General features: G+C 49.0%; 12 protein-coding genes. 5 read left to right on the top strand and 7 right to left on the bottom strand.

The features are described from left to right. Nucleotides 1-186 precede the first annotated feature (186 nt). Both glyS and glyQ read right to left on the bottom strand, forming a co-directional pair. Nucleotides 187-2,256 (bottom strand): glycine--tRNA ligase subunit beta, encoded by a 2,070-nt coding sequence (gene glyS / locus L9G74_RS17125; protein WP_238897919.1) that lies wholly within the window; start codon nt 2,254-2,256, stop codon nt 187-189. Nucleotides 2,257-2,267: 11 nt separating this feature from the next. Then, nucleotides 2,268-3,173, bottom strand: coding sequence for a glycine--tRNA ligase subunit alpha (gene glyQ, locus L9G74_RS17120; protein WP_037445578.1), 906 nt, complete (start codon nt 3,171-3,173; stop codon nt 2,268-2,270). Nucleotides 3,174-3,279: 106 nt separating this feature from the next. Between glyQ and L9G74_RS17115 the strand changes: the two genes are divergently transcribed. Further along, the gene (locus tag L9G74_RS17115) at nt 3,280-3,876 is read left to right on the top strand and encodes a DNA-3-methyladenine glycosylase I (RefSeq protein WP_238897915.1); all 597 of its coding nucleotides are present in this window, start codon (nt 3,280-3,282) and stop codon (nt 3,874-3,876) included. 437 nt (nt 3,877-4,313) lie between these two features. On the opposite strand, the gene tusA is transcribed toward L9G74_RS17115, so the two are convergent. The 3 genes from tusA to fadB form a co-directional block, all read right to left on the bottom strand. Continuing rightward, nucleotides 4,314-4,562 (bottom strand): sulfurtransferase TusA, encoded by a 249-nt coding sequence (gene tusA / locus L9G74_RS17110; RefSeq protein WP_238897913.1) that lies wholly within the window; start codon nt 4,560-4,562, stop codon nt 4,314-4,316. Between the two features lie 540 nt (nt 4,563-5,102). Beyond that, nucleotides 5,103-6,269, bottom strand: a complete 1,167-nt coding sequence (gene fadA, locus L9G74_RS17105) for an acetyl-CoA C-acyltransferase FadA (RefSeq protein ID WP_238897902.1) — start codon at nt 6,267-6,269, stop codon at nt 5,103-5,105. A gap of 12 nt (nt 6,270-6,281) precedes the next feature. After that, the gene (gene fadB, locus L9G74_RS17100) at nt 6,282-8,426 is read right to left on the bottom strand and encodes a fatty acid oxidation complex subunit alpha FadB (protein ID WP_238897900.1); all 2,145 of its coding nucleotides are present in this window, start codon (nt 8,424-8,426) and stop codon (nt 6,282-6,284) included. Between the two features lie 300 nt (nt 8,427-8,726). Here fadB and L9G74_RS17095 point away from each other — a divergent pair, with 300 nt between their 5' ends. Genes L9G74_RS17095 through hemG (L9G74_RS17085) form a run of 3 tightly spaced genes read left to right on the top strand, consistent with a single transcriptional unit; the run spans nt 8,727 to nt 11,357 of the window. Then, nucleotides 8,727-9,356: a YigZ family protein gene (locus tag L9G74_RS17095; RefSeq protein WP_238897898.1), complete on the top strand. Its 630-nt coding sequence runs from the start codon at nt 8,727-8,729 to the stop codon at nt 9,354-9,356. A gap of 19 nt (nt 9,357-9,375) precedes the next feature. Continuing rightward, nucleotides 9,376-10,833 carry a TrkH family potassium uptake protein gene (locus L9G74_RS17090; RefSeq protein WP_238897897.1) on the top strand — a complete coding sequence of 486 codons (1,458 nt, stop codon included), beginning with the start codon at nt 9,376-9,378 and terminating at the stop codon, nt 10,831-10,833. Further along, nucleotides 10,833-11,357 carry a menaquinone-dependent protoporphyrinogen IX dehydrogenase gene (gene hemG, locus L9G74_RS17085; protein WP_238897894.1) on the top strand — a complete coding sequence of 175 codons (525 nt, stop codon included), beginning with the start codon at nt 10,833-10,835 and terminating at the stop codon, nt 11,355-11,357. The genes L9G74_RS17090 and hemG (L9G74_RS17085) overlap by 1 nt, the downstream gene beginning before the upstream one ends. On the opposite strand, the gene L9G74_RS17080 is transcribed toward hemG (L9G74_RS17085), so the two are convergent. Continuing rightward, the gene (locus L9G74_RS17080; RefSeq protein WP_238897892.1) at nt 11,358-11,666 is read right to left on the bottom strand and encodes an ArsR/SmtB family transcription factor; all 309 of its coding nucleotides are present in this window, start codon (nt 11,664-11,666) and stop codon (nt 11,358-11,360) included. 197 nt (nt 11,667-11,863) lie between these two features. Here L9G74_RS17080 and hemG (L9G74_RS17075) point away from each other — a divergent pair, with 197 nt between their 5' ends. Next, entirely contained in the window at nt 11,864-12,409 is a 546-nt protein-coding gene (hemG, locus tag L9G74_RS17075; RefSeq protein WP_238897891.1) for a menaquinone-dependent protoporphyrinogen IX dehydrogenase, read from the top strand. On the opposite strand, the gene L9G74_RS17070 is transcribed toward hemG (L9G74_RS17075), so the two are convergent. Beyond that, nucleotides 12,410-13,852 (bottom strand): TrkH family potassium uptake protein, encoded by a 1,443-nt coding sequence (locus tag L9G74_RS17070; RefSeq protein ID WP_238897888.1) that lies wholly within the window; start codon nt 13,850-13,852, stop codon nt 12,410-12,412. Between the last annotated feature and the right edge of the window lies 1 nt (nt 13,853).

Raw genomic sequence — 13,853 nt, 5'->3', positions numbered from 1 at the left:
TTAGGTACAAGAGTTTGATAAATAATAAAAAAGGAAGGCGTTGGCCTTCCTTTTTTATTGGTCAAATTTACTGCGGTTTACGATAAACGGTATAAAAAAACGCGCCGCTCTATTGCAGAATTCGGCGCGTTTTTATGAGGCCAGCGCGGCTGGCAAACTACGATGTAATGCCGTTGCCGCTCTGTTTTATTGCAGCAATGAGATATCCGCGACTTTCAGGAACAGGCCTTGCAACTTATTCAACAGTGCTAATCGGTTATCACGCAGTGCCGCGTCATCGGCCATCACCATCACGTGTTTGAAGAAGTTATCTACCGTATTGCGCAGACCCGCTAACAGCGTTAGCGCCGCTTGGTATTTGCCTTGTTCGAACAGCGGTACAAGTTGCGGTGCTAATGCATTCAATTCGTCATTCAGCGCGATTTCCGCCGCATCTTGCAATAATGCTGAGTTGATGTCGTTTGGCAATTCGCCTTCAACTTTCGCCAGAATGTTAGATACGCGTTTATTGGCCGCTGCCAATGCCTGTGCTTGTTCCAGTGTACGGAAGTGGCTTACGGCATTGATACGCGCGTCAAAGTCAGCCGGCTTAGTTGGGTAACGCGCCAGTACCGACAGGATAACGTCAGTGGCGATACCTTTATCTTGATACCAAGCACGGAAGCGCGCCATCAAGAACTCGACCACGTCATCAGCGGTATTGGCATTGCTCAGGTTGCTGCCATGAGCAGCAATGGCTTGTGCCACTATATCACGCAGATCTAAGGCCAACTTGTTCTCAACGATGATACGCAACGTACCAATCGCGGCACGACGCAGCGCAAATGGGTCTGCCGCGCCTTTAGGTGCTTGGCCGATACCGAAAATACCGGTCAAGGTATCCAGTTTTTCAGCCAGCGCTACTGCGCATGAGGTGATAGCTGTTGGCACGCTGTCGCCTGAGAAACGTGGTTTGTACTGTTCTTCCAACGCAACGGCAACTGCTTCAGTTTCACCATCAAGACGGGCGTAATGCATACCCATGGTGCCTTGGGTGTCGGTAAACTCCATCACCATGTTGGTCATCAAGTCGGTCTTAGACAGCAGACCAGCACGCGCTGCATCTTTGCCATCTGCACCTAAGCTGCTAGCAATATAACCGGCAACCTTAGCGATACGCTCAACGCGGTCTTTCAAGGTGCCGAGTTGTTGTTGGAATACCACTGTACCCAAACTATCGATGCGTGACTCAAGTGTATGTTTTTTATCGGTATTAAAGAAAAATTCGGCATCGGCAAGGCGAGGGCGAACCACTTTTTCGTTACCGGCAATAATCTGCTGTGGATCTTTCGATTCAATGTTTGCCACAAAGATGAAGTTAGGCATCAGCTTGCCGGCGTTATCAAATACTGGGAAGTATTTTTGATCGCCTTTCATGGTGTATACCAGCGCTTCAGCCGGTACTTGCAGGAATTTTTCTTCGAAAGATGCGGTCAGCACTACTGGCCATTCCACCAAAGACGCGACTTCTTCAAGCAGCGCTTCGTTGATATCGGCGGTGCCGCCCAGTTTAGCTGCTGCCGCTTCGGCATCGGCTTTGATGATCGCTTTACGCTGCTCGTAATCAACAATCACTTTGCCGCGTTCCAGCAAGTTTTGTTGGTAATCATCGGCATGGGCGAGTTCAAAGCTGGCTTCACCCATAAAGCGGTGGCCACGAACGGTACGAGCTGAATCAATACCCAGAATGCTGCCTGCAACCACCGCATCACCCAACAACATAGTGATGGTGTGTACAGGGCGGATAAATTGGGCGGTGTTCGCTCCCCAACGCATACGTTTTGGGATTGGCAGTTTATCCAACGCAGTTTGCACAAACGCGGGGATCAAGCTGGTGGTCGCAACGCCGGTGACTTTGGCGTGATAAACCAGCCATTCGCCTTTATCGGTGGCTAGACGCTCAGCGTCGGCCACTTCAATGCCGTTACCACGAGCCCAGCCTTGGGCGGCTTTGGTTGGGTTGCCGTCAGCATCAAATGCGGCTTGCACTGATGGACCACGTTTTTCAACCACTTTATCTTGCTGTGCAGTCGCCAGTTGTTCGATTGAAATCGCTAAGCGACGCGGCGCGGCAAACCATTTGGCTGCCGTGTATGGCAGTTCAGCTTTGTTTAGCTCTTCGGTGAAGCTCGCCAAAAATGATTCTGCCAAGGTGCGCAGTGCTTTTGGTGGCAACTCTTCAGTACCAATCTCAACGAGTAAGTTTTCAAATTTCATACTGCTAGTCCTCACTTACACATTGGGAAGCCGAGTGCTTCACGCGCTTGATAGTAGGCTTCAGCCACACCTTTAGCCATAGTGCGTACGCGCAGAATATAACGTTGGCGTTCGGTCACTGAAATAGCGTGGCGCGCATCCAACAGGTTGAATGCGTGTGAGGCTTTCATTACTTGCTCGTAAGCGGGTAGAGGTAATGGTTTTTCTAAGCCCAATAAGTGATTACAGGCTTTTTCACATTGGTCGAACATGCCAAATAGAAAGTCCACATCGGCGTGTTCAAAGTTGTAAGTCGACTGTTCAACTTCGTTTTGATGGAATACGTCACCATAAGTGATTTTGCCTAATGGGCCGTCAGTCCACACCAAATCGTAAACACTATCAACGCCTTGAATATACATTGCCAGACGTTCTAAGCCGTAAGTGATTTCACCGGTTACTGGACTACATTCCAAGCCACCCACTTGCTGGAAGTAAGTGAACTGCGTCACTTCCATGCCGTTCAACCACACTTCCCAGCCAAGACCCCAAGCGCCAAGCGTTGGTGATTCCCAGTTGTCTTCAACAAAGCGAATATCGTGCACGGTCGGGTCGATACCCAGCGCTTTGAGTGAGCCCAAATATAGCTCTTGGATATTATCTGGAGAAGGCTTCAGCACGACTTGGAATTGGTAGTAGTGCTGCAGGCGGTTAGGGTTTTCGCCGTAACGACCATCGGTCGGGCGACGGGAAGGCTGGACATAAGCGCTGCTCATTGGCTCTGGGCCGAGAGAACGTAAGAAAGTTTGCGGATGAAATGTACCTGCACCCACTTCCATGTCCAGCGGTTGGACAATTGCACAGCCTTGCTGTGCCCAGTAATCCTGTAACGTCAGGATAAAACCTTGGAAGGTTTTAACGTCATACTTGCTCGTCATGTCTACTGTGTCAGCCATTGATAGAAAATGTTTTCGATTATACCTTGTAGGTCACTGGTTATGTAGGTTAATTTTGCCGCAAATGGCCAATTTGCTGGAGTTTATTATGGATAATGTTAACCGCTGTGGCTGGGTGTCCAACGAAGCCATCTATCAACAGTATCACGATGAGGTGTGGGGACGACCGGTGTATGACAATCTGGAACTGTTTGCTAAGTTGTGCCTCGATGGTCAACAGGCAGGGCTCAGTTGGATCACCATCCTTAAACGGCAGCAAAATTATTACCGAGCGTTCGCTAATTTTGTGCCGAGTGAGATCGCTAAGTTCGACGATTCGCGGGTAGAGGAGTTAATGCAAGATACAGGCATTATTCGCAACCGTGCCAAAATCCGCTCGATTATTGGTAATGCTCAGGCGTATCTACAGATGGAGCAGCAAGGTGAGAATTTTAGTGAATTCTTGTGGAGCTTCGTTGGTGGCAGTCCCAAAGTAAACCATTTTAGCCAAATGAGCGAAGTGCCCGCCCAGACCGAAGCATCGGTAGCAATGTCGAAAGCATTAAAGAAAAAAGGCTTCAATTTCTGCGGACCGACCATCTGCTACGCCTTTATGCAGGCGGTAGGCATGGTGAATGATCACTTAACAGATTGTTTTTGTTATCAATCCTGTGGCGGTGTTTCACGTGAAACATCGTGTTCGTAGCGCTAAATCGCGAAATCGTGCGCTACGTGAATTCTGAGATTGTTTTGGCTAACTTTACTCGCAGATTTTAACGAATTTTTTTGATTTTGTGAGCGCTTCGAACACTCAAAGCGATCAAATGAAAAAGCCTAAGCCGATAGCTGAACAGACGGCATGATGTTAAACAGTTATCTTTTAGGTCTTATTGAGCTTACTAACACTTAGTCAGGCGAAGCTATTGGCAATTTGAATACGAGTATTTGAGTTGCCGTCTGCGTCGGCGGTGTGTCAGTCCTCAAACGGACAAATGGTGCTAGTACTGTTTTGGCGGCGGGGTATATAAATACATCATCTAATGTGGCTGGCACAATCGCCAACTAGCACCAATTTGCTTCAGCTTTGTTAGGTTGTGTAGTTGGCTTAGTTGTTCGTTCGGGGACCGACCCACAGACTTGGTACTAAAGACCTTTCTTGATCAAATATTGGAACGGCATGGTTTCGGTTTGCGAGGTCACCAGCGTGTGGTCCATAAATTGACAGAAGCCGGGAATATCGCGAGTGGTTGCCGGGTCATCTGCAATTACTAATAAAGTCTCTCCATCCTGCATGTGACGAACTTGCTTACGAATCATCATAATCGGCTCCGGGCAGCGTAGACCTAAAGCGTCCAAAGTGACATTAGCGTTTTCAAATTCGGTTGCGGACATCAGATACTTCTTCTCTAAAGGCAAAAATCGTGCGGCTATTTTATCGCGCCCGTCAGCAGATTGCAGCTGTGAATTTTTGATTGTTTCACGTGAAACAAAGCATCTTTTGTTAGGATGCTGCCACGGCTTGTGAGTTGTAGGGCGGTGGTGAAAGATGGCATCAATTCAGCGAAAAATCCGATAACAACGCAGCGGTATCGCGGCGCTCACGTTGTTGAGATTAAGCATTTCTATGTAGAGGTTTGTTGGTTTTGGCGATGTTCATTGTTTCACGTGAAACAATGCCAACGTCTTAGAAATCACCATCGCTTGAAAGAGTCCTTTGCTTGTTAAAGTATTTCTAACCAAGCAACCAAGCAACCAAGCAACCAAGCATACGCGCCGACTGAACCTGATTGCAGTTTGGTCTAGTTTGGTAAAAGAGAATTCAGAATGGGGCGAGTCGGCAGAACGTATAAGATGAGCCGCCATGGCTCTTGAGTGTTTCACGTGAAACAAAAAGAGGCTTCATTGAAGCCCCTTTGTTAGTTTGCGACACAGTTAGTCGACGCGTTCGAAGATGGTACTAATGCCTTGGCCAAAGCCGATGCACATAGTGGCTAAGCCGAAGGTGGCATCGCGTTGTTGCATCAGGTTCAACAGCGTGGTGGAGATTCGAGTGCCAGAGCAGCCCAAAGGATGCCCCAGTGCAATTGCTCCACCGTGTAGATTCACCTTATCGTCAACCTGTTCCATCAAGCCTAAATCTTTCACGCACGGTAGTGATTGTGCGGCAAAGGCTTCATTCAGTTCAACGACATCAATATCCGCGATGCTGAGGTTAGCGCGTTGCAGTGCTTTCTTGGTCGCTGGTACTGGACCGTAACCCATAATCGCCGGATCACATCCTGCCACCGCTATCGATTTAACCCGCGCCTTAATTGGCAACCCAAGTGCCTTGGCTTTGCTTTCAGCCATGACCAACATTGCTGATGCGCCGTCGGAAAGTGCCGATGAGGTGCCTGCGGTCACTGTGCCATTAGCGGGATCAAATACTGGCTTGAGTTGGCTTAAGGCTTCAAGGCTGGCATCACCCCGGATCACTTGGTCATCTTTGGCCAAGCAAACATTGCCGTTATCGTCATGTCCTAGCGTAGGTAAAATCTCGTTAGCAAACTCACCAGAGGTCATTGCGGCATAGGCGCGTTGGTGGGAGCGCAGGGCAAACTGGTCCTGCATTTCTCGGCTAATACCATGCAGTTTACCGAGCAGTTCAGCCGTTAAGCCCATCATTGCCGAAGCTTTTGCTATCTGTTTACTCAAACCCGGGTGAATATCAACGCCATGTGACATCGGTACGTGGCCCATATGTTCAACACCTCCGACAATAAAAATGTCGCCCATGCCGCACATGATAGATTTGGTCGCTTGGTGGAGTGCCTCCATCGATGAACCACATAAACGGTTTACCGTGACCGCGGCAACGGTTCTCGGTAGGCCAGCGAGCAGGGCTGCATTACGGCCGATATTAAAACCTTGCTCTAATGTCTGCTGTACGCAGCCCCAAATAATATCTTCAACTTGGTTGGGGTCTACCTGCGGGTTACGCGCTAGTAACGCTTGCATCAGATGAGCAGATAGATCTTCCGCACGAGTGTGACGGAAAATGCCTGCTTTTGAACGTCCCATAGGAGTACGTAAACAATCAACAATTACTGCGTGTTCCATTTTCACTCCTCCTTAGGCACCGTGATAAAAAGACTGTTGTTGCTCAATACGAGCATGAACGGACGAGGGTACTTGATACAGTGGCCCGAGATGCGCAAACGCTGCCGCCCAATCGAGATAGTTACCGAGTCCCATCTGTTCAAGGTAGCTAAATACGCCGCCTCTGAATGGTGGAAAACCTAGGCCATAAATCAGTGCTACGTCAGCCTCCGCGGGAGATTGGATAATACCTTCATCGAGACAAAGAATGGTTTCGTTGATCATTGGGATCATCATACGGGCAATAATCTCATCATCGCTGAATTGCTTATCGCTCGGCTTGAAGAGTTCGAGTGCATTTACGGCTGGTGTTTTTGCCAACTTACCGCGTTTGTCTAAGCTGTACTGATAGAAACCTTGCTTGGTTTTTTGACCATAATGGCCAGCGCTAAACAGCTTGTGAATCGCATCTTCATAGGTTACCGCCATGCGTTCTGGGAAACCTTCCGCCATCACTTGCTGAGCGTGGTGGGCAGTATCGATGCCGACGACGTCTAACAAATATGCCGGGCCCATCGGCCAGCCAAAGGTTTTCTCCATCACCTTATCGATTTGTTGGAAGTCAGCACCATCTGCCAACAGTTGACAGAAACCAGCAAAGTAGGGGAACAGCACGCGGTTAACAAAAAAGCCGGGGCAATCATTTACTACAATGGCGGTTTTGCCCATCTGCGTAGCGTAGCCAACGACAGTTGCCACGGTTGCCTCAGAAGTCTTGTTCGACTTGATGACTTCAACCAACGGCATGCGATGCACTGGGTTGAAGAAGTGCATACCGCAAAAGCGTTCAGGCTTTTGTAATGCTTGCGCTAGTTGGTTGATAGAGATGGTGGAAGTGTTGGAGGTAATGACCGCAGTCTCCGCCACATGCTGTTCAACTTCCGCAAGTACCGTTGCCTTCACCTTGGGATTTTCTACCACGGCTTCAACTACCACATCGCTGTTACCAATGGCTTGGTAACTCAATGAGGGATGAATGGCGTTGAGTACCGTTGCCATTTTATCTGCCGTGATTTTGCCGCGTTCCAATTGTTTACCCAGCAACTTGCTCGCTTCGCTTAAGCCGAGTTCAATGGCGCTATCGGCAATGTCTTTCATCACCACCGGCACTTTTTTAGACGCACTTTGATAGGCGATACCGCCACCCATAATGCCAGCGCCGATGACCGCAGCGTGCGCTGTTTTGCTGCCTTTAGCCGAGAATTTTTTGGCGAGCGACTTTACATACTGATCATTAAGGAACAGGCGAATTAATGATTGTGCCGCCGGCGTCTTGGCCACACTGATAAACGCTTGGTGTTCGTTTATTAAGGCTTGCTCACGTGTACACGCTGCGCTCTTTTCAATGGCGTTTAATGCAGCCATCGGCGCAGGATAATGTTTACCCGCTTTGGCATAGACCAAACCTTTAGCCACAGTAAATGCCATGGTTTGTTCAAGCGAGCTTAATGGTAGTGGCGTTTGTTTTTGCTGGCGCCGTTGTTGCCAGTCGATATCTTGGTTAATCGCCAACTGCAGTAATGAACGTGCGCTATCTATGAGTTGTTCGGCACTGACCACGGCATCAACTAAGCCGAGAGACAGCGCTTCGTCGGCGCGACATTCTTTCGCGGTGGTGATCAATTCCAGCGCATTATCCAATCCAAGCAGCCGAGGCATACGCACTGTGCCACCAAAGCCTGGAATAATACCGAGTTTGGTTTCTGGCAAGCCGATACGTGCACTATCACTTGCTACGCGGAAATCAGTGGCGAGCACTGCTTCACAGCCACCGCCGAGGGCGTAGCCGTGAATGGCGGCAACGGTGGGAAACGGTAAATCTTCGAGCTTGTTAAAGATGACGTTGGCACCTTCAAGCCAGTGATAGAGCTGGGCATCTTCTTCCGCAAATAACGCCAGAAATTCGGTAATGTCGGCGCCGACGATAAAACTATCTTTGCTGGAGCTGAGTAATAGCCCGTGGATATTTTTAGTGGCACTGATGATATCAAGTGCTTGCTCAAACTCATTCAGCGTTTGCCGGTCAAACTTATTTATGGCGCTTTGCTGGCGATCGAACTGCAAATGGGCGATGTTATCTTCAAGCGACACTTTTAGCGTTGAACTTTGATAGAGCATGGTCAACCTTCCATATGAGTGTGGCCGTGAGCCACAGTGACAGCTGGTACGATGAGGTTTCAGTGTGAAAGCTAATTGAGCAAAATACAACAACCAATTTAAACGGTTGTTTTAATTTTTACTTGTGAGGAAGATATGGCTTACTCAACGTTATGAATATAAACAGTAAAGTCATTCAACATCCTAGTGGATATACTGGCTATACCTTGGTCTAATGCTGACTTATCAAATGCTAAAGTAGCCGCGTTGGGGCTGAGCAAGGCATAATAGCCGGCAATGAAATTGGGTTAGGAAGGCACATTGAGTCATCAGTATTTTGTGCTGGCAGCGGCGGTACGCGTCGAAGAGGAAGTGAAAGGTAGCAAGTTTATTACTGTGCTATTTAATGCGACCGATCAGCAGGATTTTCGCAATCAATTACAATTGGTTAAACAGGAATATCCTGGCGCGAATCACTATTGTCAGGCATTTGTTATTTCTGCCCCGGGCGATAACGCGGTGGTGGGGTTTAGTGATGATGGTGAACCGGCAGGCAGTGCGGGTAGGCCGATGTTGAATGTGCTTGTCGGGGCGCAGTTGGGTTATTGTGGCGCGGTTGTCGTGCGCTATTTTGGTGGCACCAAACTTGGCGTGGGCGGATTAGTGCGAGCTTATGCTGGCGGCGTCAAACTGGCGCTGAGTCAAGCGAGTCTATTAACCCGCGAGCCGACGGAAACCATTACGTTGCACTGCCAATATAGTGAACTTGGTTCGGTGGAACATTTTTGCCAAAAGCAGCAGTTGCTGATTGAAGACAAACAGTTTGCTGAGCAGGTAACGTTGAAGATCCAACTGCCGTTATCCAGTATTGAACCTTTGTGTGAGCAGTTGAACGCCATCCATCCGGTGGCGATCACGATTATTAGAAATTCAGCCAATATTCGTCGGTAGTTAGGCGTTTAGGAGCGAAATGCACTTTCGAACGATTACACGTATTACCGGCCTGCTGGTTGGCCTGTTCTCTATCACCATGTTACCACCCGTTGTGGTGTCAATGCTGTATGAAGATGGTGGTGGCACCGCATTTGTGCAGGCATTTATTCTCAGTCTGACCATGGGCGGTATGCTGTGGTATCCCAATCGACAACATAAGCAGGAGTTACGCACCCGCGAAGGCTTTCTGATTGTGGTGCTGTTTTGGACGGTGCTGGGGGCAATTGGTACTCTGCCATTCCTTATGGTGGAAAACCCGTCGCTGGGGCTGGCAGATAGCGTATTTGAGTCGTTTTCGGCGCTGACGACGACCGGAGCGACGGTTATCGTCGGTTTGGATGAATTGCCCAAGGCGATTCTGTTTTATCGGCATCAACTGCAATGGCTCGGCGGCATGGGGATCATCGTACTCGCGGTCGCTATTTTGCCGGTGCTCGGCATCGGTGGTATGCAGCTGTATCGCGCGGAAATTCCCGGTCCGGTAAAAGACAGTAAGATGACGCCGCGGATTGCCGAAACGGCCAAAACCTTGTGGTACATCTACCTGTTGCTGACCATTGCCTGTGCCGGTGCGTATTACCTCGCCGGGATGACCAGTTTTGATGCCATTTGCCATGCGTTTTCGACCATTGCCATTGGCGGATTCTCCACCCACGATGCCAGCATTGGCTACTATCAAAGCCCGGTGATCAATCTAATTTGTGTCTTTTTTCTGTTGGTCGCAGCGGTCAATTTCAGCCTCCATTTCGCTGCGTTTTCGCGTCGAGGCATCAATTTCAAAACCTATTTTCGCGATGCCGAGTTTCGCGCGCTGATCTTTATTCAAGTTGCGCTGACCGCGGTGTGTTTTGTCACCTTACTGCATGCGGGCATCTACGACTCCGCCGAAGAAACGTTTGATTATGCCTTGTTTCAAGCCGTGTCGGTGTCAACCACTGCGGGCTTTGGCACTGAGAGTTTTCACGAATGGCCGCTGTTTTTGCCGATTTTGCTGATCTTTTCTAGCTTTATCGGTGGCAGCGGTGGCTCAACGGCTGGCGGCATCAAGGTCATCCGTATGGTGCTATTGATGCTGCAAGGTTTTCGCGAGTTGAAGCGACTGATCCACCCGCGGGCGATGTTCTCTATTCGTATCGGCAGCAAGGCGTTGCCAGACCGCGTGATTGATGCCGTGTGGGGCTTTTTCTCGGCTTATGCGTTAGTGTTTGTGGTGTGTATGTTGATTTTGATGGCGACCGGAATGGACGCCATCACCTCGTTTAGCGCCACGGCAGCGTGCTTAAATAACCTCGGCCCAGGGTTGGGGGATGTGGCTGCCAACTACGCGGCTATTTCCGATGCGGAAAAGTATGTGTTAGTGATCGCCATGTTATTTGGGCGATTAGAAGTTTTCACGCTGTTAGTGCTGTTTATTCCCAGCTTTTGGAAAAGTTAATGACAAATATATTGGTATTGTATTCGACTGTTGACGGTCAAACGCGTCGTATTTGTGAGGCGATGATCGCCGAGTTTTCAGCGGCAGAAGTGCAGCTAGTGGCGATTGAACAAGCGACTGAGCAGCAATTGCAATGGGCGGATAAAGTACTCGTGGGCGCCAGTATCCGTTATGGCAAGTTTCGCCCGGCTTTATTCCAATTTATTCAGCGGTTCAATGTGCTGTTGGACGCCAAGCCGAACGGCTTTTTCTGTGTTAATGCGGTAGCGAGAAAACCCAACAAAAACACGCCAGAAACCAACAGCTACATGCAAAAGTTTTTGCAGCAATCACTGTGGCAGCCCAAACAATTAGCGGTGTTTGGTGGTCGTATTGATTACCAACAGATTGGTTTGGTAGATAGAACCATGATCCGCTTTATCATGTGGATGACCAAAGGGCCAACCGACATGACACAGGTGCACGAGTTTACCGATTGGCAGCGTGTACGAGAATTTGCCGCCTCATTCGCTCAAGAGGCGTGATCACAAACTACAGAACTTGCCGTGCAGAATAGAGATGATCTCAGTGACTTGCTGGTTTTTTAGCGAGTAATAGACAATCTGCGAGCTTTTACGCGTTGCCACTAAATCCTCAGCGCGTAATACCGCGAGATGTTGTGACAAAGCTGACTGGCTGAGCGGCACGGTTTCGTTGAGTTCGGTCACGCTCAGTTCTTTATCGAGCAACAAACACAAGATCATCAATCGATAAGGATTGGCAACCGCTTTGAGCCATTTGGCCGCAACACCGGCGTTGGTCAACATCGCTTCAACATTGATATCTTGGTTCATTTGTGACACTCATCTCATTTTGATTAGATAATTCTAATTCAATAATAAAGACTCAGCAATCTAGTGGTCTTTAACCTAGATCGCATTTTTGCTAATTCGCTTAGCGCAAGCTGTACTTCTTCGGCCACTGTCGTAGATTCCGCCAAAGGTTTGCGGCACTATTTTTACTTACATTGAGTGTCAGAGCCCCCAACAACATGAAATCAATTCTAATTTTGTACTATTCCCGTGGCGGCCATACTGCCCGTATCAGCCGTCATATCATGCAAGCGATTAATGCACAGCAACATCATTGTGAAATGATGGATATCACTGAAGCGAGCAAAGAAGGTATCGAGTGGGATAAGTGGGATGCCGTGGTCGTTGGTGCGTGCGTGCTTTATGGGACTTACGACAAGAGCGTGTTTGCGTTTTGTGAGCAGCACCAACAGCAGCTAACCGAGAAGGCGGTGAGCTTTTTCTCGGTCAACGTGGTGGCCAGAAAACCGGAAAAACGCTTGTTGGAAAACAATAAATACATGCAGAAGTTTATTCGACTGTCAGCATGGAAACCGCAGGATATTAAGATTATTGCCGGTAAGGTGGATTACCCGTCATGGGGTTGGTTAGATTCGCTGATGATCCGTTTGATTATGAAAATCACCGATGGCCCAACCGATCCAACCGCGGTGATTGACTACACTGACTGGGATGATGTGGCCGCTTATGGCGAACACATCATCCGTTTGACCGACAAAGCGTAATCAGTAGCGCCAGAAGCTGGGGTGTAATAGTACGGCAACGGTTAAGATTTCCAGACGCCCCAGCAACATACCAATCGATAGTGCCCACTTAGCCACGTCGGGTAAACTCGAAAAGTTGCCCGCTGGGCCAATCACATTACCCAAACCGGGGCCCACGTTAGTTACTGCGGTGATCGAGCCAGATAAGCTGGTGAGAGGATCTAAGCCACACAACACCAAAATCAACGCCAGTAGCACAATCACAATGGCGAATAACATCATGAAGGTGACCAGCGAGCGCACAATCTCTTCGTTAATTGGGCGGTTGTTGTAGCGTTCTCTAAAAATACCGTTAGGGTGAAATTGTTGCTTTAACTGCTCACGCATGATGGCAACGGCGATTTGAAAACGGAAGATTTTAATCCCGCCAGAGGTGGAACCGGAGCAGCCGCCGACAAACATCAAAAATAGAAACGCGATATTCGCCAATGCGCCCCAACTGCCATAGTCAGTCAGGCCGTAACCTGTGGTGGTAACCACTGAGACCACGTTAAAGCTAGATAAGCGCAACGCATCGATAAATTGAATGTCTCGGGTGTCGTACAACCAATAGGCTAGACCAAATGACACCAATAACAGAAACAGCATATAACCGCGGATCTGCGCATCATTCCACACCTTCAAGCTGCGCGATTGGATGGTTTGGGCAAACACCAACAGCGGCAAGCCGCCTGCCGCCATAAACACCACGCCAACCCAGTGGCAGCTAGTAGGAAATGCCGCCATTGAACTATCGGAGGTGGAATAACCACCGGTAGATAGCGTCGTCATTGAATGGTTAATCGCTGCAAACCAGCTCATTCCGGCAAAATGATAAGCAATAGCGCAGGCGATAGTCAGGCCGATATACACCAAGAACAGGTGCTTAGCTAAGCTCTGTGTGCGTGGAATGGTTTTATCAGACCAATCGGACGATTCGGTACGGAACAGCCGCATACCACCGACGTTGAGGAATGGCAGAATGGCTACCGCCATCACGATAAAGCCGATGCCGCCAAGCCACTGCAGCAGTGAGCGCCACACCAGAATCGAGTGATCCATCTTATCCAAACCGGACAGCACGGTGGACCCGGTGGTGGTAACGCCAGACATGGTTTCAAAAAACGCATCGGTGTAGCCAATGCCGTGGTACAGCGTAAATGGCATTGCCGCGAATAGGCTTACGATAAACCAAGTTAAACTGGTGAGCAGGAACATATCGCGGATGTTGAGGTGGATTTTCTTGCTCTGGCCGTTGTGCAAACAGATGCTGGCAAATATTCCGGTAACAGTAGCCGAGATCATAAAGGCCATCACGGTCTCTTCACCGTAAACTAAGGCCAATATCAACGGGATAAACATAAAGCCCGTCAGCATTGACAGGAACAGGCCCAAAATAAACAGCAGCGGCTTATAGTTCAGCATG

This window comes from Shewanella electrica, from assembly GCF_022321485.1.
Classification (GTDB): Bacteria; Pseudomonadota; Gammaproteobacteria; order Enterobacterales; family Shewanellaceae; genus Shewanella; species Shewanella electrica.
This window is presented reverse-complemented; position numbering and strand designations above follow the sequence as displayed.

Bases quoted from the DNA above. Each gene is read 5' to 3' on its own strand.
- glyS (WP_238897919.1), bottom strand. From the start codon at position 2,256: ATGAAATTTGAAAACTTACTCGTTGAGATTGGTACTGAAGAGTTGCCA.
- glyQ (WP_037445578.1), bottom strand. From the start codon at position 3,173: ATGACGAGCAAGTATGACGTTAAAACCTTCCAAGGTTTTATCCTGACG.
- L9G74_RS17115 (WP_238897915.1), top strand. From the start codon at position 3,280: ATGGATAATGTTAACCGCTGTGGCTGGGTGTCCAACGAAGCCATCTAT.
- tusA (WP_238897913.1), bottom strand. From the start codon at position 4,562: ATGTCCGCAACCGAATTTGAAAACGCTAATGTCACTTTGGACGCTTTA.
- fadA (WP_238897902.1), bottom strand. From the start codon at position 6,269: ATGGAACACGCAGTAATTGTTGATTGTTTACGTACTCCTATGGGACGT.
- fadB (WP_238897900.1), bottom strand. From the start codon at position 8,426: ATGCTCTATCAAAGTTCAACGCTAAAAGTGTCGCTTGAAGATAACATC.
- L9G74_RS17090 (WP_238897897.1), top strand. From the start codon at position 9,376: ATGCACTTTCGAACGATTACACGTATTACCGGCCTGCTGGTTGGCCTG.
- hemG (WP_238897894.1), top strand. From the start codon at position 10,833: ATGACAAATATATTGGTATTGTATTCGACTGTTGACGGTCAAACGCGT.
- L9G74_RS17080 (WP_238897892.1), bottom strand. From the start codon at position 11,666: ATGAACCAAGATATCAATGTTGAAGCGATGTTGACCAACGCCGGTGTT.
- hemG (WP_238897891.1), top strand. From the start codon at position 11,864: ATGAAATCAATTCTAATTTTGTACTATTCCCGTGGCGGCCATACTGCC.
- L9G74_RS17070 (WP_238897888.1), bottom strand. From the start codon at position 13,852: ATGCTGAACTATAAGCCGCTGCTGTTTATTTTGGGCCTGTTCCTGTCA.